The following is a 25546-nucleotide window of genomic DNA, read 5'->3' as shown; positions in this document are numbered from 1 at the left end:
AGTACGTGTGCTGCGCGGCGGGGGCTCCCGCTCAGCGCTGCGCGTTCATGATCTGTTGATAGGCCGCGGCCAGTTTGAAGGGGTTGTGCACCGAACTGCCGCTCGTGTCCCGCAGCGAGTCCCAGTGCACGACGGCGCCGAGCTGGGCGGCCGCCGCCTCGACGTCCTTGGGGGACTCCGCGGCGGACGGGTCCGCGAGCACCACGTCCAGGCGCAGGTCCGGGGCGTAGCGCTTGAGCACGCGCAACTGGTCCCCCGATCCCATGCTGAGGGTCTCGGAATCCCGGGAGAGGTTCAGCGTGACGAGACGCTTGGCCGGGGACCGACAAATCGCGTCCCGCAGTTCGGACAGCAACAGGTGCGGCAGTACGGAGGTGTGCCACGACCCGGGACCGAGCACGACCCACGCGGCCTCCTCGATCGCGGTGACGGCCTCCGGGCACGCGGGGGCGTCCGCCGGGGACAGGCGCACGTTGCACACGTCCGCCTCCTTGGCGAGCCGTGACTGGCCCGTGACGGTGCGCGTAATCTTCTCCGGGGGGCACTCCTGCGTGGGATTGCTCCCGGGCGAGACATCCCCCTCGATCACGAGCGGGAGGCAACTCATGGGTAGCACCTGGCCGCGCGCACCCAGCAGCGCACCGGCCCAGCGCAGTCCCTCCACGGGGTCGCCGAGCAGCTCCCACAACGTCACGATCAGCAGGTTCCCCAGGGCATGGTTGTCCAGACCCTCGTCCGGGTGGGTCTTGATGCTGAACCGGTGCTGCATCACGTCGCTCCACGTGCGACCCCATTGGGAGTCGTCGCACAGCGCCGCCAGCGCCATCCGCAGATCGCCGGGCGGCAGGACGCCCAGGTCGTTGCGCAGTCGACCGGACGATCCGCCGTCGTCCGCGACCGTGACCACGGCCGTGAGGGCCGGTGCTAACAGACGCAAGGCGGACAGGCTCGCGGACAACCCGTGACCGCCACCCAGGGCGACCACGGAATCGGCATCCGTCAGGGACGCACGCGCGGAGGCGTCCAACGAGTGGTAGGGGTCCACGTCGCGTCGGCTGCTCAGCGGCAACCGGGGCAACGCACCCGTCGTAGGAAAGTTAGTCATGGAATCCGTAATTTCTGGGGGGCGGGACTACTCGCGGCCCAGGTCCCGGTGCTGGATGTTGACGGTCACGCGGGGGGACTTGCTGAGCCGCCGCGCGACCTCCTCGGTGATCGCCACGGAACGGTGCTTGCCTCCCGTGCACCCGATGGCGATGCTCGCGTAGTGCTTGTTCTCGGTGCGGTAGCCGGCGAACACCGGTTCGAGCATGGCCACGAAGCGGTCCACGAAGGTCGGCGTGCCGTGGTGGCCGAAGACGTAGTCCCGCACCTCGGGGTCCTTGCCCGTGCGCGGGCGCAACGCGGGGACCCAGTGGGGATTGGGGATGAAACGCACGTCCGCGAGGAAGTTCGCGTCCGCGGGCACGCCGTACTTGAACCCGAAGCTCATGACCGTGAGCCGCAGCACCACCGGACCGCTCGTGGAGAACATGTCCGCGACGGCCTTGGTCAGCGCGTGCACGTTGAAGGACGAGGTGTCCAGCACGGAGTCGGCGGTCTCGCGCAGATCGCGCAACAGCTCGCGCTCGGCGCGGATCCCGTCCAGGATCCGGCCGCCCGCCTGCAGGGGGTGGGGGCGGCGCTGGAGCTCGTAGCGCGAGACGAGCACCTCGTCCGAGGCCTCGAGGAACAGCACCGAGAACTCCACGCCCGAGCGTTCGAGCGCGGCGAGGGTCTCACGCATGTCGTTGAACAGTGCCTTGCCACGCACGTCGATCACCACGGCGAGCTTGGGCAGGGTCTGCGGGGTCCGCGACACGAGGTCCGCCAGCGTCCCGAGCATCTGCGGGGGCAGGTTGTCCACGACGTACCACCCGAGGTCCTCGAGCGCGTTGGCCGCCGTGGAGCGACCCGCCCCGGACATCCCGGTCACGATCAGCAACTCCGCCGTGGGGGGCTTCACCGGTTCCAGGGTGGAGGGCGTGGCTTCCGGGGGTGGGCTGCTCATGTGGTCACGGACCGCCTGATCTTCCGACTGCAGGGTTCGTTTCCAGGGTAGACCAGTTTCAGTCGAGCAGTTCGCCCGTCTCGGTATCCACAGCGGGCTCCCGGGCCTCGGTGCCGCCCCCGAGGGTCTGCGCGACCTTGGTGGCCAACGCGGGCCCGAAGCCCTTGACCTCGAGGATCTCCTCCGCGGTCGCGGCGCGCAGTTTCTTGACCGAGCCGAAGTGCTTGAGCAGGGCCTTCTGCTTGGCCGGGCCCAGCCCAGGCACGTCGTCGAGCGCGGAGACCGTCATGGCTTTGGAGCGCTTCTGCCGGTGGAACGTGATCGCGAAACGGTGGGCCTCGTCGCGCACGCGCTGCATGAGGAACAACCCTTCCGAGGCGCGGGGCAGGATGACCGGGAACTCGTCGTCGGGCACCCACACCTCCTCGAGCCGCTTGGCCAGACCCACCACGTGGACGTCGTCCACGCCGAGGTCGTCCAGGGCGCGCTGGGCCGCCGCGACCTGGGGCGGGCCGCCGTCCACGATCACGAGATTGGGGGGATACGCGAAGGCGCGCGCGGGCGCGTCGTCGGCGTCCGGGGCCACCTCCCCGCTGTGCACGCCCTTCTCCGCGGCGCGGCGCTGCTGTTCGAGGTGGCGGGAGAACCGGCGGTGGATGACGTCGTACATGGACGCGGTGTCGTCCCGTGCGGCGTCGCCAGTGATCGAGAACTTGCGGTACTCCGACTTGCGCGGCAGACCGTCCTCGAACACGACCATGGACGCGACCACGTTGGTGCCCTGGACGTGGGAGATGTCGTAGCACTCGATGCGCATGAGGGCGTCCGGGAGGTCCAGGGCCTCCTGCAACTGCTGCAGGGACGCCGAGCGCGTGGTCAGGTCCCCCGCGCGGCGGGACTTGTGCAGGGCCAGCGCCTGGCGCGCATTCTCCGCGACGGTCTCGAGCAGCTGCGCCTTGTCACCGCGCTGGGGCCGTTGGATGGCCACCTGGGAACCGCGCAGCTCACTGAGCCAGTTGCGCAGCTCGTCCGCCTCGTCCGGTTCCGCGGACACGTACACCGTGCGCGGGATCGTGTCCTGACGGTACGCGAGCTCGGACGTGCGGCGGTGCTTGGCGACCACGTCCGTGCTCCCGCCTGCGGTCTGTTTCCTGCGGGCCGACGGCGCGGGGGCCAGTTCCGATTGCGCCTCGCCGTAGACCTGTTGCAACAGGTGGGTCATGAGCTGGGCGGTCGTGACGTCCTCGACCTTCTCGGTGATCCACCCGCGCTGACCCCGGATCCGGCCACCACGCACGTAGAACACCTGGACCGCGGCCTCGAGCTCGTCCTCGGCGATCGCGAAGAAGTCCGCGTCCGTGGTGTCCGCGAGCACCACCGTGTTGCGCTCGAAAGCCCGCTCGAGCGCGCCGACGTCGTCGCGGCGTGCCGCAGCGGTCTCGAAGTCCATACGCTCGGCGGCCTCGTTCATTTGCCGCGTGAGCTCCCGGATGTACGGCTTGGCGTGTCCGGCCATGAAGCGGCACAGGTCGTCGGCGAGCCGGCGGTGGTCCTCGCGGGAGATCTCCCCCACGCACGGCGCCGAGCACTTGTCGATGTAACCCAGCAGGCACGGTCGGCCACTGCGCTCGGCGCGCTGGAACACACCCTTGGTGCACGTGCGCACGGGGAAGACCCGCAACAGGGCGTCCAGGGTGTCCCGGATGGCCCACGCCTGAGAATAGGGGCCGAAGTAGCGGTTGCCCGGTTTCTTCTCCCCGCGTGTGACCATGGCCCGCGGGACGTCCTCGGACATCGTGACCGCCAGGTACGGATAGGACTTGTCGTCCCGGTAGGCGATGTTGAACCGGGGCGCGAACTCTTTGATCCACGTGTACTCGAGCTGCAGGGACTCGAACTCCGAGCCCACCACGGTCCACTGCACCGCCGCGGCCGTGGTGACCATGGTGCGGGTCTTGGGCGCGAGCTGGTGCAGGGGCGCGAAGTAGGACGAGAGCCGGTTGCGCAGGTTCTTGGCCTTGCCCACGTAGATCACACGGCCGTGTTCGTCCCGGAACCGGTAGACCCCCGGATTGGTGGGGATGTCCTGTCGGGCCGGTCTGTAGCTCGCCGGGTCAGCCACGCCCGGCGTCCCTCTGCACGGACGGGGACACGTTGTACACGTCCTTGCGCGGTTGCCCGGATAGTCCCGCGATCGTGGTCATGATCTGCTCCACGTAAATCTTGCGCAGCTTGCCCGTCTGGTGCCCGTGGGACTCCGGTGTGGGGATGGGCTCCCCCACGTGCATCTCGAACTTGGCGGGGCGGATCATGGTAGCCCCGGGCGGTTGCAACCGCTGGGTGCCGATCAGCCCCACGGGCACCACCGGGGCGCCCGTGACGTAGGCCAGGTAGGCCACGCCGGAGTGCCCGCGGTACAGGTAACCGTCCCGGGAGCGCGTGCCCTCCGGGTAGATCCCGAACACGTTGCCCTGCTTGAGGTGTTCCACGGCGGGATCCAGGGCCGCCACGGACTCGCTCTGCTGACCGCGGGTCACGGGGATGATGTCGATGAACTCGAAGGCCTCGCGCATGAGCTTGCCCTTGATCCCGGGGCTGTTGACGTACTCCGCCTTGGCGATGAACTTGACCCGGCGGGGCATGAACGCGGAGATGATGACCGAGTCCAGGAAGGACAGGTGGTTGGACGCGATGATCACGGGGCCGTCCTGCGGGAGGTTCTCCAGACCCGTGATCACGGGACGACACAGCAGCCTCAGGGCGCGCGCCACCGAGGCCTTGGTCAGGTCGTATTTCGTGATCACTGCTCGCTCCCCTACCGGTCCGTATATTGCTGGAGCAAGTGTGCCAAATCCCCGGGCTCACGAGCGACAGCGGCACACACGTCCCGCAGTTCCCCGGGTTGCGCGAAGCCCCATCCTGCGCCCAGGCAGTCGATGCCGTGGCTGCGGGCACCGTCGGCGTCGTAGCTGCGGTCCCCGATCATCACGGTGCGTGCGGGGTCCGGTGGCAGCGCACCCATGCGCCGCAGTGCCTCCCCGATGATCGCGGGCTTGTCGTGCAGCCGCCCGGACCCGCTCGGTTGCGCGAGATCGTCCGCGGCGCCGCTCACGGTCTCGAAGTACTCGTCCAGTCCGAAACGCGACACGACCTCCACGGCGATGTGTTCGGGCTTCTGGGTGGCCACGGCCTGACGCACGCCGCGCTCGCGCAGCGACCCCAGCACCTCGCGGACACCCGGATAGACGCGCGAGCGGTCCAGGCCCTCCGCGAGGTACCCGGCGCGGTACACCGCGGCGACCTCCGCGATCCGGTCCTCGGGGACGTCCGTGAACCGGCGCAGGGACTCCCCGATCGGCGGTCCCACGAAGCGCCCGAGGTTCTCGGGCACGGCGAAACCGCACGAGCGCAGGGCGCCGGCGATCCCGTCCGTGATGGCCCCGGCGGGATCCAGGACCGTGCCGTCCAGGTCCCACAGGACGATGGGGCTCTGGACGCTCATGCCCGGTCCCCCACCGCGGCCTCGGCGCGCTGCCGGTTCTCCTGCGTCCCGTCGGCCGGTTCCGCGTCTCCCGGGGCCTCCGCGCCGTCCGCGGTGTTGCCCGGGTCGGCAGCGTCCCCCGGGCGCGCGGCCTCGCCGGAACTCGCAGTGCCGTCCGCGTCGCTGCGGTGGGCGGCCTCCCGGGTGGCGGAGTGCTCGAGCACCTCGCGTACGAACTGCCCCGTGAAGCTGTCCTTGTTGCGAGCGACCTGCTCCGGGGTGCCCTGTGCCACGACCGTGCCACCGCCGGATCCCCCGTTGGGGCCCAGGTCCACGATCCAGTCCGCCGACTTCACGACGTCCAGGTTGTGCTCGATGGTCATGACGCTGTTGCCCTTGTCGACCAGGCTCTGCAGCACCATGAGCAGCTTGCGGATGTCCTCGAAGTGCAGACCCGTGGTGGGCTCGTCCAGGACGTAGATCGTGCGCCCGTTGGAACGCTTCTGCAGTTCCGCGGCGAGCTTGACGCGCTGAGCCTCACCGCCGGAGAGCGTGGTGGCGGGCTGACCCAGCCGCACGTACCCGAGGCCCACCTCCACGAGCGTGGTGAGGTAGCGCGCGATCGCGGTGAACGGCGCGAAGAACTCCGCCGCCTCCTCGATGGGCATGTCCAGGACCTCCGCGATGTTCTTGCCCTTGTAGTGCACCTCGAGGGTCTCGCGGTTGTATCGCGCGCCCTTGCACACCTCGCACGGGACGTAGACGTCCGGCAGGAAGTTCATCTCGATCTTCAGCGTCCCGTCACCCGAGCATGCCTCGCAGCGCCCGCCCTTGACGTTGAACGAGAACCGGCCTTGCTGGTAGCCACGGACCTTGGCCTCCTGAGTCTCCGCAAACAGCTTGCGGATCCGGTCGAACACGCCCGTGTACGTGGCCGGGTTGGAGCGCGGGGTGCGCCCGATGGGGCTCTGGTCCACGTGCACGACCTTGTCCAGGTGCTCCAGACCGTCGATGCGCCTGTGCCGACCGGGCACCTGCTTGGCGCCGTTGAGCTGATTGGCCAGGCTCGTGTAGAGGATGTCGTTGACGAGCGTGGACTTCCCCGAACCGGAGACGCCCGTGACGGCCACGAAGACCCCGAGCGGGAAGTCCACCGTGAGGTTCTGCAGGTTGTTCTCCCGCGCACCCACGACCGTGAGCTGCCGCTTCTTGTCCACGGGACGCCGCGTCGTGGGGACTTCGATCAGCTTGCGGCCGGTGAGGTAGTCGGCCGTGATGGACCGGCGGTTCTCGAGCAGCTGGTCGTAGGTCCCGGAGTGGACCACGTCCCCACCGTGCACGCCCGCGCCCGGGCCCACGTCCACGATCCAGTCGGCCTCGCGCATGGTGTCCTCGTCGTGCTCGACCACGATGAGGGTGTTCCCCATGTCCCGCAAGCGCAGCAGGGTGTCGATGAGTCGGCGGTTGTCGCGCTGGTGCAGCCCGATGGACGGCTCGTCCAGGACGTAGAGCACGCCCACGAGCCCCGCACCGATCTGGGTGGCGAGCCGGATGCGTTGTGCCTCCCCGCCGGACAGCGTGGCCGCGGCCCGCTCCAGGTTGAGGTAGTCCAACCCGACGTCGATCAGGAACGTCAGGCGCGCGATGATCTCCTTGAGCACCTGGTCACCGATCCTGGCCTCGCGGGTGTCAAGATCCAACTGCTGGAAGAACGCGAGGGAATCGCGCATGGGCAGGCGGGTGGCCTCGGCGATGTTCTTCCCGCCCACGGTGACCCCCAGGATCGTGGGGTTCAGCCGCGCTCCCCCGCACTCGGGGCACGCCACCTGGCGCATGTACTGCTCGTAGCGGTCCTTGGCGTGATCGGACTCGGTCTCCTCGTGCTTGCGCTTGATATAGCCGAACACGCCCTCGAAGCCCTGCGTATACCGGCGCTCGCGGCCCCACCGGTTGCGGTAGGCCACGGTGACCTTGTAGTCCTTGCCGTGCAGGATGGCCTTGCGTGCCTTGGCCGGCAGGTCCTTCCACGGGGTCACGAGGTCGAATCCGGCCTCCTCCCCGAGTCCGGCGAGCAAGCGGTTCCAGTAATCACTCGTGGCTTTGCCCAGGGACCACGGCGCGATGGCGCCCTCCACGAGGGACAGGTCCGGGTTGGGAACCACGAGGTCCTCGTCCACCTCGAGACGCGAACCGATGCCGTCGCACTCGGGGCACGCGCCGAACGGGGCGTTGAAAGAGAACGAGCGCGGCTCGATCTCGTCCGTCTGCAGCTCGTGCTCGTTGGGGCACGCGAGGTTCTCGGAAAACGTGCGGCGGGTCTCGTGCCACGGGGACTGCTCGCCCTCACGGGTCACGAGCTCGATGACCACGCGTCCGTCCGCGAGGTTCAGGGCGGTCTCGACCGAGTCGGTGAGCCGCTGCCGGGCGTCCGGCTTGGCCGTGAGGCGGTCCACGACCACGTCGATCGTGTGCTTGTACTGCTTCTTGAGCTTGGGTGCGTTCTCGAGCTGAACGGTCTCGCCGTCCACGACGGCGCGCGCGTATCCCTGGGTGCTCAGCTGCTGGAACAGGTCCTGGAACTCGCCCTTGCGGCCCTTGACCACGGGGGCGAGGACCATGAACCGGGTGCGCTCGGGCAGCTCGAGCAGCTGGTCCACGATCTGCTGGGGCGTCTGCTTGGTGATGGGCTCACCGCACACCGGGCAGTGCGGGTGGCCGATCCGCGCCCACAGCAGACGCATGTAGTCGTAGATCTCGGTGATCGTGCCCACCGTGGAGCGCGGGTTGCGCGAGGTGGACTTCTGGTCGATGGACACCGCCGGGGACAGCCCCTCGATGAAGTCCACGTCAGGCTTATCCACGCGGCCCAGGAACATCCGGGCGTAGGAGGACAGCGACTCCACGTAGCGGCGCTGACCCTCGGCGAAGATGGTGTCGAAGGCCAGGGAGGACTTCCCGGACCCGGACAGCCCCGTGAACACGACCATGGAATCGCGGGGGATGGTTAGATCCACATTCTTGAGGTTGTGCTCGCGGGCACCCTGCACCACGATCTCGGTCAGGTCCGAGACACCGGAGGCGCGGGTGCGCGGGGCACGGTCGTGGGCCACTCGTTCCGCGAGCACGGAGCTCGACGAACGGTCACTGGGGGTTCGGCGGGTTTGCTCAGACACGGCAGTCACTCTATTACTAGCCGCCGACACGACGAGCGGGTCCAGGGACGAATCAGCGCAGCGCGCAATGCGACCTCCCGGCCGGATCGCGCGCTGCGCCGTCGTCCGTCGTGTCCCCTGCGAGTGGGCAACTCACTCGGCAGCGGGGCACCCTACTCGGCCCGGTGCCTAGGGTGGGGATGCGGGTGCGCGGTCCCCGCGGAGTCGGGCTCGACCGGCGCGGCGTGGGCCCCGCGGACCGAACGCGCCGTCTCCTCGGCGCGCTCGCCGTGGGAGCGCCGCAGCCCGGAGGCCTTGGGATCGACCACGGGCAGCTCACCGGTCTCCGCGTGCTGCATGCGCAGCCCGGCCGCTTCCACGGGGTTGACGCGCTTGGTCACCATGGTGATCTCACCCGTCTCCGGGTCCACCTCCGCGACGTCCACCGTGGTGCGCAGCGGCACCTCCTTCATGAGCAGCACGCACACCAGGGTCACCAGCGATGCGATCCCGGCCACGAGGAAGAGCAACCCGGTCCCGGTGCCGTACGCCTCACGAATGGCCTCCAACACTGCCGGGGGCAGCCCCGCGAGGTCGATCGACGCGGCGTCGGGCGTTTGGTGGGCATCCAGACCGTGGTCCGCGGCAAACTGGGACATCTCGCTCGAGAGGTGACGCGTGAGCAGCGCCCCGAACAGAGACACCGCCACGGCGCCACCCACGGTGCGGAAGAATGCGACCGCGGAGGACGCGGAACCCATGTCCTTCAGGCCCACGGTGTTCTGCACGGCGAGCACGAGGTTCTGGTTCAGCGTGCCCACGCCCAGACCCACGAGGCAGATGAAGATGCCCACGAGCCACGCGGGCGTCGCGTGGGTCAGCTGGGACGCCAGGAACAGACCGATCGCGAGGATTACCGCGCCCGCGATCAACACCCGCTTCCACCGGCCGAAGCGCGTGATGAGCTGGCCTGCGATCATGGAGCCCAGGAACGATCCCACGACCTGCGGGAGCATGAGCAGCCCGGATTCGGTGGGCGTGTAGCCCTGGCCCAGCTGGAAGTACTGACCCAGGTACGTCGTGGACGCGAACATGGCGCCACCCGTGGCGATCGCCGCGATGATCGCGAGCACGGTGGTGCGCTCGGTGACCACGTGCAGGGGCATGGTCGGTTCGCTCGCGCGCCGCTCCACCAGGATGAACGCCAAGGTGCTGAGCACGCCCACCACGATCAGCAGGATGGACTCCCACGAACCCCAGTCGAAGAGCTTGCCCGCGAAGGACACCCACAACAGCAGGGAGGACGTGGCCACCGCGAGCAGGGCCATACCCAGGAAGTCCACTGTGGGCGCCGTCTCACGCGTGGTCTCGGGCAGGTGCAGCGTGCGCACGATCAGCACGGCCGCGAGGATCGACAGCGGCACGGGGATCAGGAAGCACCAGCGCCACCCGAACGCGTCCACGATGAGCCCGCCCAGGAGCGGGCCCACCGATGTGGCCACGGCCATGACCGCGCCCATGTACCCGGCGTACCGGCCGCGCTCGCGCGGCGGGATGATCGTGCCCAGGATCGTCTGGGCCAGCGCCATCAGGCCGCCCATGCCCACGCCCTGGATCACGCGTGCCACCACGAGCACGGTGATGGATCCCGCGAGACCCGCGGCGGCGGAACCGATCACGAAGATCGCGATGGCCATGAGCAGCAGCTTTTTCTTGTCGAAAAGGTCCGCGAGTTTGCCCCACATGGGGGTCGTGACGGCGTTGGCCAACAGGGTGCCCGTGACCGTCCAGGACAGTGCCGTCTGGTCTCCGCCCAGGTCCGCCATGATGACGGGCAGTGCCGTGCCGATGATGGTCAGGGTGACCATGGCCATGAAGAACGCGGCCAGGATGCCGGTCAACGCCCGCAGGACGTCCCGATGCTCCTGGTCGCTCGTTCGCGTAGTACGCGCCTTACCGCGCGTGTCCTGGGCTGCCGTCACGGGCTGTTCTCCTTTCCGCGACCGGGGTCACCGGACGCCGTGGGGTGCGGGGATCCGGGCTGCGCCCCGGGCTCCGGCGCGATCGTGGCCGCCGTGACCCGGGACATGCCCAGTGATGTCAGTAAGAGTTCGGTGAGCCGGTTGAGGTCCACGCGTGTGCGTTCTGCCTCCTCCTCGCCCAGGTCGCCCAGACGGGCGACGAGGGTCTCGGCGTCCGCGCGCAGGTTCGCCTCGAGGGCCTTGCGACCCTCGGCGGTGATCTCCACGATCTGCGCGCGTCCGTCCTCGAGATCCCGTGTGCGGGTCACGTACCCGAGGTGTTCGAGGGCGCTCAGGTGTCGGCTCATCCCTGAGGCCCCGAGGCCGGACTCGGCCACGATGTCCTTTGCCCGGCGTCCGGGCACGCACGCGAGATAGCTCAGGATGTTGGTGTGCACCATGGACAGTTCCCGGTGCAGCGCCGCTGCCTTGAGCACCTTGCGGGTCACGCGTTGCAGCTCGAACAAGTCGCGCACGAGCTCCTCGGCGGTCGCGTGTGACACGCCCATCCACTCCCCCGTTCCTCGGGTGCCGGGTCCGTAGCGCGCGGTCCGCACCCGGTCCGGGTGGTCATGAGTTCGTTGCTGCCCACCCGGGCGATCCGCTGGGTTCGCAGGACTCGGCGGTCGACGCCGCTCGGTCGGGCGAGTACGCGGCGCTCGGACGCCGCCAGCTTATTTATTTGCTTCGCGCAACTATATATCTTTACGCTCCGGTAGTCCATCACCGGGCGTGTCGTCTGCACTACATGCACCTCCCCACGCGCGGCCGCGTATTAGCCCGGCGTGACTCGGCGGCCTAGAATCGTGGGCATGATCGCTACCCAGACCGAGATCACGGAACTCGCCGACATCACCATCCGCCGCATTTCGGTGAGCGAGATGGACAACAACGTGTACCTCCTCACCTCCAAGGAGCACGGCACGCAGGTGCTCATCGACGCCGCGGACGACGCCCGCGCCATCGCCGGTCTCGTGGCCGCCGGGTCCGGGGACTGCTCCGACTGGGGGAACCTGCAGTTGATCATCACGACCCACTCGCACTGGGACCACGTGCGCGCGCTGGAGTCCGTGGCCTCGCATTCGGAGGCCATGACGGCGTGCGGTGCCGCGGACGAGAACGACATCTCGGTGCCCATGGACCTCACGTTCGAGAACGGGGACACCGCCGAACTCGACGGTTTCGAGCTGGACATCATCGAGCTGCGCGGGCACACCCCAGGCTCCATCGCGGTGGTGTACCGGGACCCGTCCGGGCCCGCCCACATCTTCTCGGGTGACTCCCTCTTCCCCGGCGGTCTCGGCAAGACCAACTCCCCCGATGACTTCCAGCAGCTCTACCAGGACGTCACCGAGCGGATCTTCGACGAGTTCCCGGACGACACCGTGATCCACCCGGGCCACGGCGACCCCACGACCCTGGGCGCCGAACGCCCGCACCTGCAGGAGTGGAAAGAACGCGGCTGGTGAGCGCCGCCTCGTCCGGGGCCGCGGCGCGTAACACGGCGGACCGGGCCGCGTACGTCGCCGTCTTGGCCTTCCCCCTGTTGGTGCTCGCGGGCGGGGTGGTCGGATACGCGTTCGCCCCCACGGTGCACCAGGCCGCGGGCTGGACGAATCCCCTGCTGGGTCTCGTGATGTTCGGGATGGGACTCACTCTGCGTCCCGTGGACTTCGCGCTCGTGGCCAAGCGCCCGGTCCCGATCGTCGTGGGTGTGTTGGCCCAGTACGTCCTCATGCCGATCATCGCGCTGCTCGTGACCTGGCTGCTGCAACTGCCCCCGGAGATCGCGGCCGGCGTGATCCTCGTGGGCTGCGCCCCGGGCGGCACGTCCTCCAACGTGGTGTCCTACCTGGCCCGCGGTGACGTGGCCGTGTCCGTGACCATGACGTCCATCTCCACGCTGCTCGCCCCGCTGCTCACCCCGTTCCTCACGCTGTGGCTCGCGGGCGCGTATATGCCGCTCGACGGCGCCGCCATGGCCACGTCGATCGCCCTGATCGTCCTCCTGCCCGTGCTCGCGGGACTCGTGGTGCGCCTCACGCTACCCCGCGTGGTCGAGCGTTTGCTACCCGTGCTGCCGTGGGTCTCGGTACTCGGCATCGCCGTGATCGTGGCGGTCGTGGTCTCTGGCTCGGCGGACAAGATCATCCAGGCGGGACTGCTCGTGCTCGCCGCCGTCGCGATCCACAACGTGCTCGGGTATTTGCTGGGCTACGCGGTCGGCCGAGTAACCGGACAGCCGGCTCCCGTGCGCCGGACCACCGCGGTGGAGGTCGGCATGCAGAACTCCGGACTCGCCGCGGGTCTCGCGGCGCAGTACATGTCCCCGCTCGCGGCCCTGCCCGGCGCGGTGTTCTCGGTGTGGCACAACCTCTCCGGCGCGGTCTTCGCGCTGCTGTGCCGCCGGGCGGATTCGGCCGCGGCGCGGCGCGCGAACATCTGACGACGTCGCGACGTCGTTCCCGTGCATCTCCACAGGACACGCCCGTATGCGTGTCCGCGGGTGCCGATAGGCTGACGGGGATGAAACTCCTCGATTCCCTGGCCCCCGATCTCTCCGCCCCCGGGCACCGGTACCTGCGCGGTGATTTCGCGTCCAACCCCCTGAGCGAGGACGAGATCTACGAGGGGTTCCTCGGCTGGATCGCCTCACGGGACATGGAGCTGTACCCCGCCCAGGACGAAGCCGTGCTGGAGGTCGCCAACGGGTCCAACGTGATCCTCGCGACCCCCACGGGATCGGGTAAGTCCACCGTGGCCGTGGCCGCGCACTTCGCGGGGCTCGCTCGCGGGGCTCGCTCGTACTACACCGCGCCCATCAAGGCCCTGGTGTCCGAGAAGTTCTTCGACCTGTGCGAGATCTTCGGCGCCGAGAACGTCGGCATGGTCACGGGTGATTCCGCGGTCAACCAGAACGCCCCGATCGTGTGCTGCACCGCGGAGATCCTCGCGAACGTGGCCCTGCGTGAGGGTGCGGACGCGGACCTCGGCGTGGTGATCATGGACGAGTTCCACTTCTACTCCGATCCCCAGCGCGGCTGGGCGTGGCAGGTGCCGCTCATCGAACTGCCCCAGGCGCAGTTCCTGCTCATGAGCGCGACCCTCGGGGACGTCACCCGCATCGAGAACCGCCTGAACGAGACCACGGGCCGTTCCACCGCGCTCGTCTCCTCCGCGGAACGCCCCATCCCCCTGCACCACTACTACTCCGAGCGCCCCGTCCACGAGGAGCTCGAGGAACTGCTCAGCACCCACCAGGCCCCGGTGTACGTGGTGCACTTCTCGCAGCTGCAGGCCGCGGAACAGGCCCAGAACCTGATGTCCGTGGACGTCCTCAGCAAGGACGAAAAGCAGCGCGTGGCGGAGCTGATCAAGGACTTCCGCTTCTCCGCGGGCTTCGGCAAGACGCTCAACCGGCTCGTGCGGCACGGGATCGGGGTGCACCACGCGGGCATGCTGCCCAAGTACCGCCGCCTCGTGGAGCAGCTCGCCCAGACCGGGCTGCTCAAGGTGATCTGCGGGACGGACACCCTAGGCGTGGGGATCAACGTGCCCATCCGCACCGTGCTGATCACGGCGCTGTCCAAGTTCGACGGTCGCCGCACCCGCCGGCTCAGCGCCCGCGAGTTCCACCAGATCGCGGGCCGCGCGGGCCGCGCCGGCTACGACACCGCGGGGACCGTGGTGGTCCAGGCCCCCGAGCACGTCATCGAGAACGAACGCGCCATGGCCAAGGCCCGGGCCAAGCACGGGGACGATCAGAAGAAACTGCGTCAGGTGCCCAAGAAGAAGCCGCCGGAGGGCTTCGTGTCCTGGAGCCGCAAGACGTTCGAGTCGCTCGTGGCCGCCCAGCCCGAACAGCTCACGTCCTCCTTCGCGATCACCCACTCCATGGTCCTGAACATGCTGCAGCGGCCCGGGGACAACATCGGCGCCGGGTACCGCTTGCTCACGAGCGTGGACGAACCACGGCCGCGCCAACGCCTGCTGCTGCGCCAGGCGCTCGCGATCCTCAAGGAACTGCTGCGCGCGGGCGTCGTCGTACGCCTGCCTGAGCCGGACGAGACCGGGCGCCGCTACCGGCTCACAGTCGAGCTGCAGGAGAACTTCGCGCTGAACCAGCCGCTGTCCCCGTTCGCGCTGGCCGCGCTCACCCTGCTGGACCCGGAGTCGGAGACGTACGCGCTCGATGTCGTCTCTGTCATCGAGGCCACGCTGGAGAAACCGCGCCAGGTGCTGAACCTGCAGGAGAAGAAGGTCAAGGGCGAGGCGCTCGCGACCATGAAGGCCGACGGCCTCGAGTACATGGAACGCATGCGCGAGTTGGACGAGATCACGTACCCCCAGCCGTTGCGGGAACTGCTCGAGCAGTCGTTCGAGACCTACCGAACCTCCGCCCCGTGGGTCGCACAGTTCGAGCTTTCTCCCAAGTCCGTGGTGCGGGACATGTACGAGCGCGCCATGACGTTCGGGGACTACGTGCAGTTCTACGGTCTCGCCCGCTCCGAGGGCATCCTGCTGCGCTACCTCTCGGACGCGTACAAGGCCCTGCGCCAGACGGTCCCGGTGGACGCCACGACCGAGTCGCTCACCGACCTGGTGGAATGGCTCGGGGAGAGCATCCGCCAGACCGACAACTCCCTGCTGGACGAATGGGAGAAGCTGGCCTCCGGGGAGGAATCCCCCATGGGCACGGGCGCGGACTCCCTCAAGGAACTCGTGGCCGAACAGCCGGAAGGCGTCACCGCGAACCCCCGTGCGTTCCGCGTGATGGTGCGTAATGCCCTGTTCCAGCGCGTGGAACTGTTCGCGCAGGAGAAGGACAAGGTGCTCGGGGCCCTGGACGAGAGAACCGGGTGGGACCGCGACCGCTGGGCGGACGCGATGGACACGTACTTCGACGAGTACGAGGACATCTACACGGACGCCCAGTCCCGCGGGCCGTCTCTGATCCGCATCACCGAGGACCCCGAGGGAATGACCGGGTTCTGGACCGTCACGCAGGTCTTCGACGATCCGGACGGGCAACACGACTGGGGTATCAACGCGCGCGTCGACCTCGCGGCGTCGGACGAGGACGGCTTCCCCGTGGTCCTCGTGGACAACGTGGGTCCCATCACCGACACGAGACGCTGAGCACCGGTTATCCCGGAAGCCATGCATGTGGAGACGCATCATCGGATAATATGCACTTTAGGATGCATGGGGTGAGGAGGAGTTCGTGTTCGCCCTGACGATCGACCGCCGCGATTCCCGCGGCCGCGCCGCCGAGCTGCACATGGGACGGCAGCGCACGGCTCTGCAGGAGGAACTCCCCCGCCCGGTCCTCGATTGGGAGATCAGCGCGGGCGATGAGCTGCAGGCGCTCTACGACGACGCCGCCGCGATCGTCCGCGCGGTCCTCGCGCTCGCCGACGCCGGGCACTGGCACGTGGGCGTGGGCATCGGCGCGGTGGACGACCCCCTGCCGTCGTCCGTGCGCGAAGCTACGGGCGAGGCCTTCGTGGCCGCGCGGGATGCCGTGAACGCCGCGAAGGAGCGCGGCCGTCCGGTCGTGGCCGGCAACGAGTGGGCGCGGCGCGCGGGCAGCGTGGTGGATCTGGTGTGCGCCGTGCGGGCCCGGCGTTCCGAGGCCGGGGCGCAGGCCACGGAACTCGCCGACCGGGGGCTCACGCAACAGGAGATCGCCGAGGGGCTCGGGATCACCCAGTCCTCGGTGTCCCGGCGGCTCAGCGCAGCGCTGTGGCACGAGGAACACACGGTCCACGAGACCCTCGAGGCGTTGTTCCGACTCGCGGACGAGCACTCCCCCTCTGGCCACGCTCCGGACGCCGCGGCCCCCTCAGCGCAGGACGCCACCTCCTCGAAGGACGCCCACCCATTGAAGGACGTCTCCTCGCCGGAGGATGTCGCCTCGAGTGGCGACACCACCTCGGGCGGTGACGCGTGAGCTTCCTGCGCCCGCTCACCACCGCGGTCCTCCCCGCAGCCCTGGTGCTGACCACCGCGATCTGGACCGTGTTCGCGGGGACCGTGCCCCGGGAATGGGCCTATCCCGCGCTGCTGATCGCCGGGGCCCTGTCCGGCGACCCTGTGGTGCGCGGGGTCTTCCGCTTCGCGGACGTCTCCCACGAACGCCTGCGTCCGGCGAAGAGCCCGTGGGACGACTCCGAGGCCACGGCGGAACCCGTGGACCCGCCGCTGCGCGGAGGTCTGGTCATCGGTGCGCTGGAACGCGCCGGCGCCATCGTCTCGCTGCTCACGGGCATGGTCGCCGGGATCGGCGTGGTCGTGGCGATCAAGGGCCTGGCCCGCTACGGCGAGTTCACCAACGCCCAGCAGCGCGAACAGTTCATCATCGGCACCCTCGTGTCCCTGCTATGGGCCGCGTTGTTCGCCGGTGCTGCGCTGTGGTGCACGACGCCGCGGGGCCCGTTCCCAGGATAGGGAACGGGCCCCGCGGACCGGTTCGAGCGGCGTCGTCGTACGCCTCGGGCAGCCGGGTGGCTACCGCGCCGCGGTGGAGCCCCCGCCCGAGGAGTCGCCGCGGGCGGTCCCCGCACCCGGCGTGGCGTCCGCGGCCGCTTCACCCGCCGGAGCGGCCTTGCCCGTGTTGGCCCCCGGGGCGGCCGGGGAGGCGGTGTCGTCGCGGTGGCTCTCTTCGGCAAAGTCCGGGGAAGGGGTCTGCACCCGGCCGGTCTCCTCGAACTCGCGGTGCTGACCCCGGGCGGTCTCGAGCATCTTACGGAACCGAGCGCGGGAATCGATCAGCTCGTTCTTGTGCTTCTCCGAGATCCGCGGGAAACGCTTCTGCAGCCGCGCGAGCTCCCCGGCGATCTTGTGACGCTCCTCGGCGTCCGCGTCCTGCGGGAGAGCCAGGTACTTCTCGGTGAGGTCCTGCGTCTTCTGGATGGTACGCAGCGCGCGGCCCTTGGGGCTGTACAGCGAGATGAGGACGGTGAGCACGAGCACGGAGATGATCACCGTGAGGGACGTGCCGATCCCAATCTCGGCGACGGCCACGTGCTCGCCGTCGTTGATGAACGGCAGGGTGTTCTCGTGCAGCGCGTGCAGGATGAGCTTCACACCGATGAACGCGAGGATGATGGACAGGCCCCACGAGAGGTAGATCAACCGGTCCAGCAGACCGTCGATCAGGAAGTACAACTGGCGCAGACCCATGAGCGAGAACGCGGTGGCCGTGAACACGATGTACGGCTCCTGCGTGAGGCCGAAGATCGCGGGGATCGAGTCCAGGGCAAAGAGGATGTCCGTGCCAGCGATCGCAACCATCACGAGCAGCATGGGGGTCAGCGCGCGCTTGCCGTTGTGCCTCGTGAACAGCTTGTCGCCGTCGTAGTAGTCCGTGGTGTGGAAGACCTTCTTGGCCAGGCGCACCACGATGTTGTTGGCCTCGTCCGACTTGTCGTCCGTGACCTCGCCCTTGATCAGGTTGCCCGCGGTGAAGATCAGGATCAGGCCGAAGAGGTAGAAGACCCAGGCGAAGGTGTTGATCGCGGCCGCGCCGATGAAGATGAACACCGTGCGGGCGATCAACGCGAAGATGATGCCGAACAGCAGCACCTTCTGCTGGTCCGCCCGGGGCACCGCGAACGAGCCGATGATGATCAGGAACACGAAGAGGTTGTCCACCGACAACGCCTTCTCCGTGACGTAGCCGCCGTAGTACTCGGCCATGAGCGTGGGGCCGTCCAGCCACAGGATCACGAAGCCGAACAGCAACGCGATGCCCACGTACGCCGCGGACCAGATGGCCGCTTCCTTGATCGACGGTTCGTGCGCCTTACGCACGTGGAAGATGAAGTCGTAGGCCAGCAGGCCCACGATCAGGGCGATCGTGATGCCCCATTGGAAGGATGTGATCTCCACGGAGGGTCTCCTTGTGGGTGAGGTGTACTGCACAAGTCTCTCCCCCACGCGCCGGCCCTCACGCGGAGGACGGGGTGCGGCGTGGTCCGTGCCCGGCCCGGCGACGGCGCCCGACGTACTGACGTGCACGGAAATGATGGGATACTCCCTTGATCAGGTAAGAGTGTACCGGGTTCCCTGCGTGGAGGCACGCGGTGACGGGCGAGGCCCCGCCGGTGCACCGGCGGGGCCTCGTGGCGGATCCGTGAGCGGGCCACGGTGGCGGGCCCTGGACGGGCCCTCGGGCGAGACGCGAACTCAGCGGTTCTCGGTCCGGGCGAGCCGGTGCTGACGCAATCCGTGGGCCCGTTCGAGCAGGTCGTGGTAGCGGGCCTCGGACTCGATGAGCTCGTCCCGGTACTTCTCCTTCACGGTGGGCAGCAGTTCCCGGTACTTGGTCATCTTCTCCGCGGCCTTGACCCGCTCGTCCCGGGGCGCGTCCTCGGGCAGGTCCAGGTAGCGTTCGGCCCAGTCGCGCGCGCCGTTGACGATGCGCACCGCGCGGCCCTTGGGGCTGAACAGCGATGCGAGCACGGTCACGATCAACACCCCCAGGATCACAGCCAGTGAGAACCCGGTGGTCACCTCGACCACGTGCACGGGCTCGCCGTCGTTGATGAACGGCAGGGTGTTCTCGTGCAGGGCGTGCAGGATGAGCTTCACGCCGATGAAGCCCAGGATGATCGCGAGACCCCACGAGAGGTAGATCAACCGGTCCAGCAGACCGTCGATCAGGAAGTACAACTGGCGCAGGCCCATGAGGGAGAACGCGGTGGCCGTAAACACGATGTAGGTCTCCTGGGTGAGACCGAAGATCGCGGGAATGGAGTCCAGGGCGAACATGATGTCCGTGAGCCCGATGGCCACCATGACCAGCAGCATGGGGGTCATCACGCGCTTGCCGTCGACCTCGGTGAACAGCTTGTCGCCGTCGTACTCGTCCGTGGTCTTGAGGAAGCGCTTGGCCAGACGAACCATCACGTTGTTGGCCTCGTCTCCCTCGTCCTTGTCCGTGACCTCACCCTTGACCAGGTTGCCCGCGGTGTAGAGCAGGAACAGACCGAACACGTAGAACAGCGCGGACCACCGGTTGATCGCGGCCGCGCCGATGAAGATGAACACCGTGCGGGCGATCAGAGCCACCACGATGCCGAACAGGAGCACCTTTTGCTGGTCCGCCCGGGGCACCTTGAAGGACGCCATGATGATCAGGAACACGAACAGATTGTCCACGGACAGGGCCTGCTCGGTCACGAAGCCCGCGTAGTACTGCGCCGCGAAGCCCGGGCCGTCCCAGAACAGGATCAGCAGGCCGAAGATCAGGGCCAGGGACACATACAGGCTGGTCCACAGCGCCGCTTCCTTGATGCTGGGTTCGTGCGGTTTGCGCGCGTGGAAGATGAAGTCGTACGCGAGCAACCCCACGATCACCGCGATGGTGACCCCCCATTGCAGACCGGAAACCTCCACGAGCACCCCTTAGGCGAGAACGACGTATGCAGCAGCCCGGGAACGGGCTGGGTAACTCGGGAAGTTTACCTGACTAACAACTCGCCGTGAGGGGTGCGATCGGCTTACGCGTGGCCGGCGTCCTTCATGCGCCGCAGTTCCTTCTTGAGGTCCGCGATCTCGTCCCGCAGCCGCCCGGCCAGCTCGAACTTCAGCTCGGCGGCGGCGTTGCGCATCTGCTCACTGAGGTCCTCGATCAGATCCACGAGGTCCTCGGCGGGTGCGGCCGCGACACCGTCGCGCAGCAGTTTGGACTCCGCGGCGGCCGCGGCCTGATCCTTGCCCGTGGCCTTGCCTGTGGCCTTGCCCTTACCGCCCTTGACGGGAGCGGTGTGATTGTTGGCGGCGGCGCGCTGGGCCAGCAGGGTGCGGGTGTCCTCGTCCTCGCGTGCCAACTGATCGGTGATGTCCGCGATCCGCTTGCGCAGCGGTTGCGGATCGATCCCGTGTTCCTCGTTGTACGCGACCTGGATCTCCCGGCGGCGGTTGGTCTCCTCGATCGCAACGTTCATGGAATTGGTGATCTTGTCCGCGTACATGTGGACCTCACCCGAGACGTTACGGGCGGCGCGACCGATCGTCTGGATCAGGGACGTGGTGGAACGCAGGAAGCCTTCCTTGTCCGCGTCCAGGATGGCCACGAGGGAGACCTCGGGCAGGTCCAGGCCCTCGCGCAACAGGTTGATGCCCACGAGGACGTCGAACGTGCCCATGCGCAGGTCCCGCAGCAGTTCCACGCGCTTGAGGGTGTCCACGTCCGAGTGCAGGTACTGGACCCGCACACCGTGTTCCATGAGGTACTCGGTGAGGTCCTCCGCCATGCGCTTGGTCAGCGTGGTCACCAGGACGCGTTCGTCGCGTTCCACGCGCAACTCGATCTGTTCCAGCAGGTCGTCGATCTGACCCTTGGTGGGTTTGACGATCACCTGGGGGTCCACGAGTCCCGTGGGGCGGATGATCTGCTCCACCACGGAGTCCACCTTGGACATCTCGTACGGCCCCGGGGTCGCGGACATGTACATGGTCTGCCCGATTCGTTCCAGGAACTCGTCCCATTTCAGGGGGCGGTTGTCCATGGCGGACGGCAACCGGAAGGCGTGTTCCACCAGCGTGCGCTTGCGGGACATGTCCCCCTCGTACATGCCACCGATCTGCGGCACGGTCACGTGGGACTCGTCGATGATGAGCAGGAAGTCGTCCGGGAAGTAGTCCAGCAGACAGTGGGGAGCGGAACCGCGCGGGCGGCCGTCGATGTGCAGCGAGTAGTTCTCGATCCCGTTGCAGTAGCCCATTTGTTCCATCATCTCGAGGTCGTAGGTGGTGCGCATGCGCAACCGCTGGGCCTCCACGAGCTTGTTCTGCGACTCGAGCTCCTGCAGCCGCTCCTGCAGCTCCTTCTGGATGGACTCGATCGCCGAGGCCATGCGTTCCGCACCGGCCACGTAGTGCGAGGCGGGGAAGACGTACATCTCCTGCTCCTCGTTTACGATCTCCCCCGTGAGCGGGTGCAGCGTGTAGATCGCCTCGATCTCGTCCCCGAAGAACTCGATGCGCACCGCGAGTTCCTCGTACATGGGGATGATCTCCACGGTGTCCCCGCGCACGCGGAACGTCCCGCGGTGGAAGTCCACGTCGTTGCGCACATATTGCATGTTCACGAACTGACGCAGCAGGGTGTCCCTGTCCATCTCCTGGCCCACGGCCAGGGTGACCATTTGCTTGACGTACTCCTCCGGGGTGCCCAGACCGTAGATGCAGGACACGGTGGAGACCACCACGGTGTCGCGGCGGGTCAGCAGGGCATTGGTGGCGGAGTGTCGCAACCGCTCGACCTCCTCGTTGATCGAGGAGTCCTTCTCGATGAAGGTGTCCGTCTGGGGGACGTAGGCCTCCGGCTGGTAGTAGTCGTAGTAGGAGACGAAGTACTCAACGGCGTTGTGGGGCAGCAGTTCGCGCAGCTCGTTGGCCAGCTGGGCGGCCAGGGTCTTGTTCTGCACGAGCAACAGCGTGGGCCGCTGGACGGCCTCGATGAGCCACGCGGCGGTCGCGGACTTACCCGTGCCCGTGGCGCCCATGAGTACCACGTCCTTCTCCCCGCCCTCGATCCGGCGGGACAGGTCCGCGATGGCCTTGGGCTGGTCACCGGCGGGCTGGTACTCAGACACGACCTCGAACGGGGCGACCACACGATTGATCTTCTGCGCGAGCGACATGGACCCAGCGTACGCGCCGACTCAGACACGGATCCGGGCGGCTCGCATCGCTCCGGAACTGCTCACAGGACCCGCGTGCGCCACCACTCGTCCACCTGCGCGAGCAGGTCCTCGATGGTCGTGGAATTGTCGAGGACTGCCGTGGCCACCGCCCGGCGCTGCTCGTCGGTGGCCTGGGCCGCGATCCGGCGGCGGGCGTCCTCCGGGCTCATCCCGCGGTCCTCGACCATCCGCCGCACCCGCTCGTCCTCGGGGGCCTGTACCACGAGCACCTCGTCCATCGTCCCGTACTGACCGGTCTCCACGAGCAGCGGGATATCGTGGACCACCACTCCCCCCGGCGGGAGCTCACTCACGAGCCGCGCGGTCTCGCGCCGCACGAGCGGGTGGATGATCCCGTTCAGGGCTGCGAGCTGCTCGGGGTCTTCGAACACGATGGTCGCGACCGCCGCGCGGTCCAGTGCGCCCGAGTCCGGCTGCACGATCCGCTCACCGAAGTGGGCCACCATGGCCTCGTAGCCTGGTTCCCCCGGTTCCTGCAGGGCCCGGGCGATCGCGTCCGCGTCCACGACGAGCGCCCCGAGCTCGCTCAGCCGCCGCGAGACGGTGGACTTGCCCGAGGCGATCCCGCCCGTCAGCCCGACCCGCAGGGTCTCGGTGTGGCCGGGTCTGCGCAACAGCTCAGTCATGACGGTGTCCTTCCGTGTCCTGGTCCCGGCCCAGTGCCGGGAGCACGTGGTCGCGCCAGATCTCGCGGGAGCGCTCCCGCAGACCGTGGAGGTCACCGTCGTTGACGATCACCTCGTCCGCGACCGCCCGGATCTCCTCCGGCCCGGCGGCCACGTCCACCCGGTCCCACGCGTCCTCGGCGGGCAGGCCCTTACCCGCGCGCAACCTCCGCACCCGGTCCTCCACGGGTGCGTCGACGGCCACGACGAGGTCGAACCGGTCCCCCTGGTCCGCCTCGAGCGGGTCCCTGATCACCTGCACGACCACGCTGTCGGGTCCCGCGTCCCGGGCTCGACGCCGCGCCGCCTCCCGCAGCGCGGGGAGCAACAGTTCGTGGGCGCGGGCCCTGGCGGCGTCGTTGTGAGTCATCAGGTCGTCGAGCGCCTCGGCCGCAGCGGCGTTGTCCTGCGAAGAGACCCCCCCCGGGCGCGCAACTGCTCCCCGAAGACGCGCTCGACGTCCGCGCGCGTGTCCGTGCCCGGGCTCAGGAGCTCGCCCCACAGCGCTGAGCTGTCCACGACGACGGCGCCCAGCGCCTCGAACTCGCGGGCCACGGTGTGCTTGCCCGCCGACGGCCCACCGGTGAGCGCGAGCTGGAACACCGGCCGGCCCTCCTGCTCCCGCTGCCAGTGCCACGTGCGGGGCTGATGGGTGTCGTGATCGGGTTCGGTGCCCACCTCGTACTCGGGACGGATGACGTAGTCCTCGATCGCGGCGGTGTCCTGCTGCGCCCTGCGGTGGTACTCCTCCGCGGGCAGCACCTTCTTCCACTGCCGCGTGCGCATGGGACGCGCGGTACCGGCATCTTGGCGTAACGCCCGCAACAGCATCCCGGCCTGCATGACCTCCAGGACCATCACGGGAGCACCGATCACGATGATGACCTCCTGCAGGGCGTTGAGCCCGTTCTCGCCGGAGGTCGTGATGATCGCCGCACACACCGCGCCCACGGCGAGCGTCCAGAAGATCCGCTGCCGGCGCGGGCCTTCGTCCTCGTGCCCATTGGCCATCGCGTCCATCACGAGCGCGCCAGAGTCGATCGAGGTGATGAAGAAGATCGTGATGACCACGAGCGCCACGAGCGCGGTGACCGCGAACCACGGCATGGACCCGAGCAACTGGAACAGAGCGGCCTCCACGTTGCCCTGCGTGACGATGGTGTCCGTGAGACTGCCCTGCGTCTCGGGAGCGCGGTCGATGCGGATCGCGCTGTAGCCGTAGATGGCCATCCACACCGCCACGAACGACGACGGGACGCCGAGCACCCCCACCACGAACTGGCGGATCGTGCGCCCGCGCGAGATCTTGGCCACGAACATCCCCACGAACGGCGCCCATGTGACGGTCCAGGCCCAGTAGAACACCGTCCAGTCACCGGACCACGTGCCGCCGCCGAACGTGTCGTTGAAGAACGCGAGCGTGGGCAACTGGTTCACGTAGCCACCCACGGACTCCACGATGCTGCGCATCGTGTCCATTGTGGCCCCGGCCATGAGCACGAACAACAACAGGGCCACGGCCAGGACGATGTTCGCGTACGACAGTCGCTTGACGCCCTTCTCCATGCCCGCGAGCACGGAAGCCAGGCCCACCGCCGTGATCAGCGCGATGATGGCCGCCTGGATCCACCCCTCCATCGGGATGCCGTAGACGTACGTGAGGCCGCTGTTGATCTGCAGCGCCCCGAGCCCCACGGACACCGCGAGCCCGAACACGGTCGCGACGATCGAGAGCACGTCGATCGCTTTTCCCCACGGGCCGTGGATCCCGTCCCCGAGCACCGGGTGGAACGCGGACGAGACGCGCGGGGGCAGTTTGCGCTTGTACGTGAAGTACCCGAACGTCAGACCGGGTACGGCGAGGATCGCCCACATGTGCACGCCGAAGTGGAAGTTGGCGATGTTCAGGGCCTCCACCGCGGCGCGGTCCGAGGCGGGTTCGGTGCCGTACATGGGTGGGTTCGCGTAGTGGTTGATGGGTTCAGCCACACCCCAGAACATCAGCACGGCGCCCACGCCCGCCGCGAAGAGCATCCCGAACCACGCGATCCCGGAGTACTCCGGGACGGAATCGTCGTCGCCGATCTTCACGCGACCGTAGCGGCTCAGTGCGAGACCGATCGCGAAGATCACGAGAGCGGTCACGCTGAAGGTGTAGAACCATCCCGTCTGGTAGCGCAACGCATGGGAGACCACGCCGAAGACCGATTGCACGGGCCCCGGGAACAGACTCATGCCGAGCGTGAAGACGACGACCAGCGCGGCCGAGACGAAGAAGATGGACGGGGTCGTGCGCAACCCCAGTCGGTCGTGAAGACGATTGAGCACAGGTCAGCTTTCCGATGGGAGGCGGTGGCACGTGGCCGCATCGGCGCGGCAGGTCTCACTGTAGTGGCCCTCCCGTGCTCAGAGCGGGCGCCCCGGGACCGTCCCGGGCCCCCCGCGCGGCCACGAGCCCCC

The 25546-nt window shown here is 68.2% G+C and carries 19 protein-coding genes; 5 read left to right on the top strand and 14 right to left on the bottom strand.

What is annotated here, in order from left to right:
- Nucleotides 1-31: 31 nt before the first annotated feature.
- The 8 genes from ACW9PK_RS12465 to ACW9PK_RS12430 form a co-directional block, all read right to left on the bottom strand.
- Entirely contained in the window at nt 32-1105 is a 1074-nt protein-coding gene (locus tag ACW9PK_RS12465) for a gluconeogenesis factor YvcK family protein (protein WP_094067113.1), read from the bottom strand.
- Between the two features lie 27 nt (nt 1106-1132).
- Complete coding sequence (gene rapZ / locus ACW9PK_RS12460) at nt 1133-2050, bottom strand: RNase adapter RapZ (RefSeq protein WP_085107506.1); 918 nt, start codon at nt 2048-2050, stop codon at nt 1133-1135.
- A 58-nt stretch (nt 2051-2108) separates the two neighbouring features.
- Nucleotides 2109-4172 (bottom strand): excinuclease ABC subunit UvrC, encoded by a 2064-nt coding sequence (gene uvrC / locus ACW9PK_RS12455; RefSeq protein WP_064846592.1) that lies wholly within the window; start codon nt 4170-4172, stop codon nt 2109-2111.
- Nucleotides 4165-4851: a lysophospholipid acyltransferase family protein gene (locus tag ACW9PK_RS12450; protein WP_408669513.1), complete on the bottom strand. Its 687-nt coding sequence runs from the start codon at nt 4849-4851 to the stop codon at nt 4165-4167. The genes uvrC and ACW9PK_RS12450 overlap by 8 nt, the downstream gene beginning before the upstream one ends.
- A 14-nt stretch (nt 4852-4865) precedes the next feature.
- Nucleotides 4866-5552 (bottom strand): HAD family hydrolase, encoded by a 687-nt coding sequence (locus tag ACW9PK_RS12445; protein ID WP_144996609.1) that lies wholly within the window; start codon nt 5550-5552, stop codon nt 4866-4868.
- On the bottom strand, nt 5549-8656 hold the full coding sequence (gene uvrA / locus ACW9PK_RS12440; protein ID WP_457017232.1) for an excinuclease ABC subunit UvrA: 3108 nt from the start codon (nt 8654-8656) through the stop codon (nt 5549-5551). The genes ACW9PK_RS12445 and uvrA overlap by 4 nt, the downstream gene beginning before the upstream one ends.
- A 200-nt stretch (nt 8657-8856) precedes the next feature.
- The gene (locus ACW9PK_RS12435; protein ID WP_457016091.1) at nt 8857-10665 is read right to left on the bottom strand and encodes an MDR family MFS transporter; all 1809 of its coding nucleotides are present in this window, start codon (nt 10663-10665) and stop codon (nt 8857-8859) included.
- A complete protein-coding gene (locus tag ACW9PK_RS12430) occupies nt 10662-11213 on the bottom strand; it encodes a MarR family winged helix-turn-helix transcriptional regulator (RefSeq protein ID WP_457016089.1) in 552 nt (183 codons plus the stop codon). The genes ACW9PK_RS12435 and ACW9PK_RS12430 overlap by 4 nt, the downstream gene beginning before the upstream one ends.
- Before the next feature lie 303 nt (nt 11214-11516).
- Here ACW9PK_RS12430 and ACW9PK_RS12425 point away from each other — a divergent pair, with 303 nt between their 5' ends.
- The 5 genes from ACW9PK_RS12425 (at nt 11517) to ACW9PK_RS12405 (ending at nt 17154) form a co-directional block, all read left to right on the top strand.
- Nucleotides 11517-12173 carry an MBL fold metallo-hydrolase gene (locus ACW9PK_RS12425; RefSeq protein WP_144996605.1) on the top strand — a complete coding sequence of 219 codons (657 nt, stop codon included), beginning with the start codon at nt 11517-11519 and terminating at the stop codon, nt 12171-12173.
- Complete coding sequence (locus tag ACW9PK_RS12420) at nt 12167-13150, top strand: bile acid:sodium symporter family protein (protein ID WP_457017230.1); 984 nt, start codon at nt 12167-12169, stop codon at nt 13148-13150. Before ACW9PK_RS12425 ends, ACW9PK_RS12420 begins: the two co-directional genes overlap by 7 nt.
- A gap of 80 nt (nt 13151-13230) precedes the next feature.
- Nucleotides 13231-15843: a DEAD/DEAH box helicase gene (locus ACW9PK_RS12415; protein WP_457016087.1), complete on the top strand. Its 2613-nt coding sequence runs from the start codon at nt 13231-13233 to the stop codon at nt 15841-15843.
- A gap of 85 nt (nt 15844-15928) precedes the next feature.
- Nucleotides 15929-16657 carry a sigma factor-like helix-turn-helix DNA-binding protein gene (locus ACW9PK_RS12410; protein ID WP_206069202.1) on the top strand — a complete coding sequence of 243 codons (729 nt, stop codon included), beginning with the start codon at nt 15929-15931 and terminating at the stop codon, nt 16655-16657.
- Nucleotides 16654-17154, top strand: a complete 501-nt coding sequence (locus ACW9PK_RS12405) for a hypothetical protein (RefSeq protein ID WP_064846600.1) — start codon at nt 16654-16656, stop codon at nt 17152-17154. Before ACW9PK_RS12410 ends, ACW9PK_RS12405 begins: the two co-directional genes overlap by 4 nt.
- A 60-nt stretch (nt 17155-17214) precedes the next feature.
- On the opposite strand, the gene ACW9PK_RS12400 is transcribed toward ACW9PK_RS12405, so the two are convergent.
- The 6 genes from ACW9PK_RS12400 to ACW9PK_RS12375 all read right to left on the bottom strand — a co-directional run bounded on the left by ACW9PK_RS12400 (nt 17215) and on the right by ACW9PK_RS12375 (nt 25414).
- Nucleotides 17215-18597, bottom strand: coding sequence for a TerC family protein (locus ACW9PK_RS12400; RefSeq protein WP_457016085.1), 1383 nt, complete (start codon nt 18595-18597; stop codon nt 17215-17217).
- Nucleotides 18598-18894: 297 nt separating this feature from the next.
- On the bottom strand, nt 18895-20106 hold the full coding sequence (locus ACW9PK_RS12395) for a TerC family protein (protein ID WP_064846601.1): 1212 nt from the start codon (nt 20104-20106) through the stop codon (nt 18895-18897).
- Between the two features lie 104 nt (nt 20107-20210).
- Nucleotides 20211-22358 carry an excinuclease ABC subunit UvrB gene (uvrB, locus tag ACW9PK_RS12390; RefSeq protein WP_457016083.1) on the bottom strand — a complete coding sequence of 716 codons (2148 nt, stop codon included), beginning with the start codon at nt 22356-22358 and terminating at the stop codon, nt 20211-20213.
- A 62-nt stretch (nt 22359-22420) separates the two neighbouring features.
- Entirely contained in the window at nt 22421-23047 is a 627-nt protein-coding gene (coaE, locus tag ACW9PK_RS12385; RefSeq protein WP_457016081.1) for a dephospho-CoA kinase, read from the bottom strand.
- Nucleotides 23040-23456, bottom strand: coding sequence for a dephospho-CoA kinase (locus ACW9PK_RS12380; RefSeq protein ID WP_457016079.1), 417 nt, complete (start codon nt 23454-23456; stop codon nt 23040-23042). The genes coaE and ACW9PK_RS12380 overlap by 8 nt, the downstream gene beginning before the upstream one ends.
- Entirely contained in the window at nt 23456-25414 is a 1959-nt protein-coding gene (locus ACW9PK_RS12375; protein WP_457016077.1) for a dephospho-CoA kinase, read from the bottom strand. Before ACW9PK_RS12375 ends, ACW9PK_RS12380 begins: the two co-directional genes overlap by 1 nt.
- Between the last annotated feature and the right edge of the window lie 132 nt (nt 25415-25546).

This window comes from Kocuria sp. MNB10 (genome assembly GCF_054073685.1).
This window is presented reverse-complemented; position numbering and strand designations above follow the sequence as displayed.

What these genes read in the sequence shown, in the direction of transcription:
- ACW9PK_RS12415 (WP_457016087.1), top strand. Translation starts at nt 13,231, where the DNA reads ATGAAACTCCTCGATTCCCTGGCCCCCGATCTCTCCGCCCCCGGGCAC.
- ACW9PK_RS12425 (WP_144996605.1), top strand. Translation starts at nt 11,517, where the DNA reads ATGATCGCTACCCAGACCGAGATCACGGAACTCGCCGACATCACCATC.
- ACW9PK_RS12430 (WP_457016089.1), bottom strand. Translation starts at nt 11,213, where the DNA reads ATGGGCGTGTCACACGCGACCGCCGAGGAGCTCGTGCGCGACTTGTTC.
- coaE (WP_457016081.1), bottom strand. Translation starts at nt 23,047, where the DNA reads ATGACTGAGCTGTTGCGCAGACCCGGCCACACCGAGACCCTGCGGGTC.
- ACW9PK_RS12380 (WP_457016079.1), bottom strand. Translation starts at nt 23,456, where the DNA reads ATGACTCACAACGACGCCGCCAGGGCCCGCGCCCACGAACTGTTGCTC.
- rapZ (WP_085107506.1), bottom strand. Translation starts at nt 2,050, where the DNA reads ATGAGCAGCCCACCCCCGGAAGCCACGCCCTCCACCCTGGAACCGGTG.
- uvrB (WP_457016083.1), bottom strand. Translation starts at nt 22,358, where the DNA reads ATGTCGCTCGCGCAGAAGATCAATCGTGTGGTCGCCCCGTTCGAGGTC.
- ACW9PK_RS12465 (WP_094067113.1), bottom strand. Translation starts at nt 1,105, where the DNA reads ATGACTAACTTTCCTACGACGGGTGCGTTGCCCCGGTTGCCGCTGAGC.
- ACW9PK_RS12445 (WP_144996609.1), bottom strand. Translation starts at nt 5,552, where the DNA reads ATGAGCGTCCAGAGCCCCATCGTCCTGTGGGACCTGGACGGCACGGTC.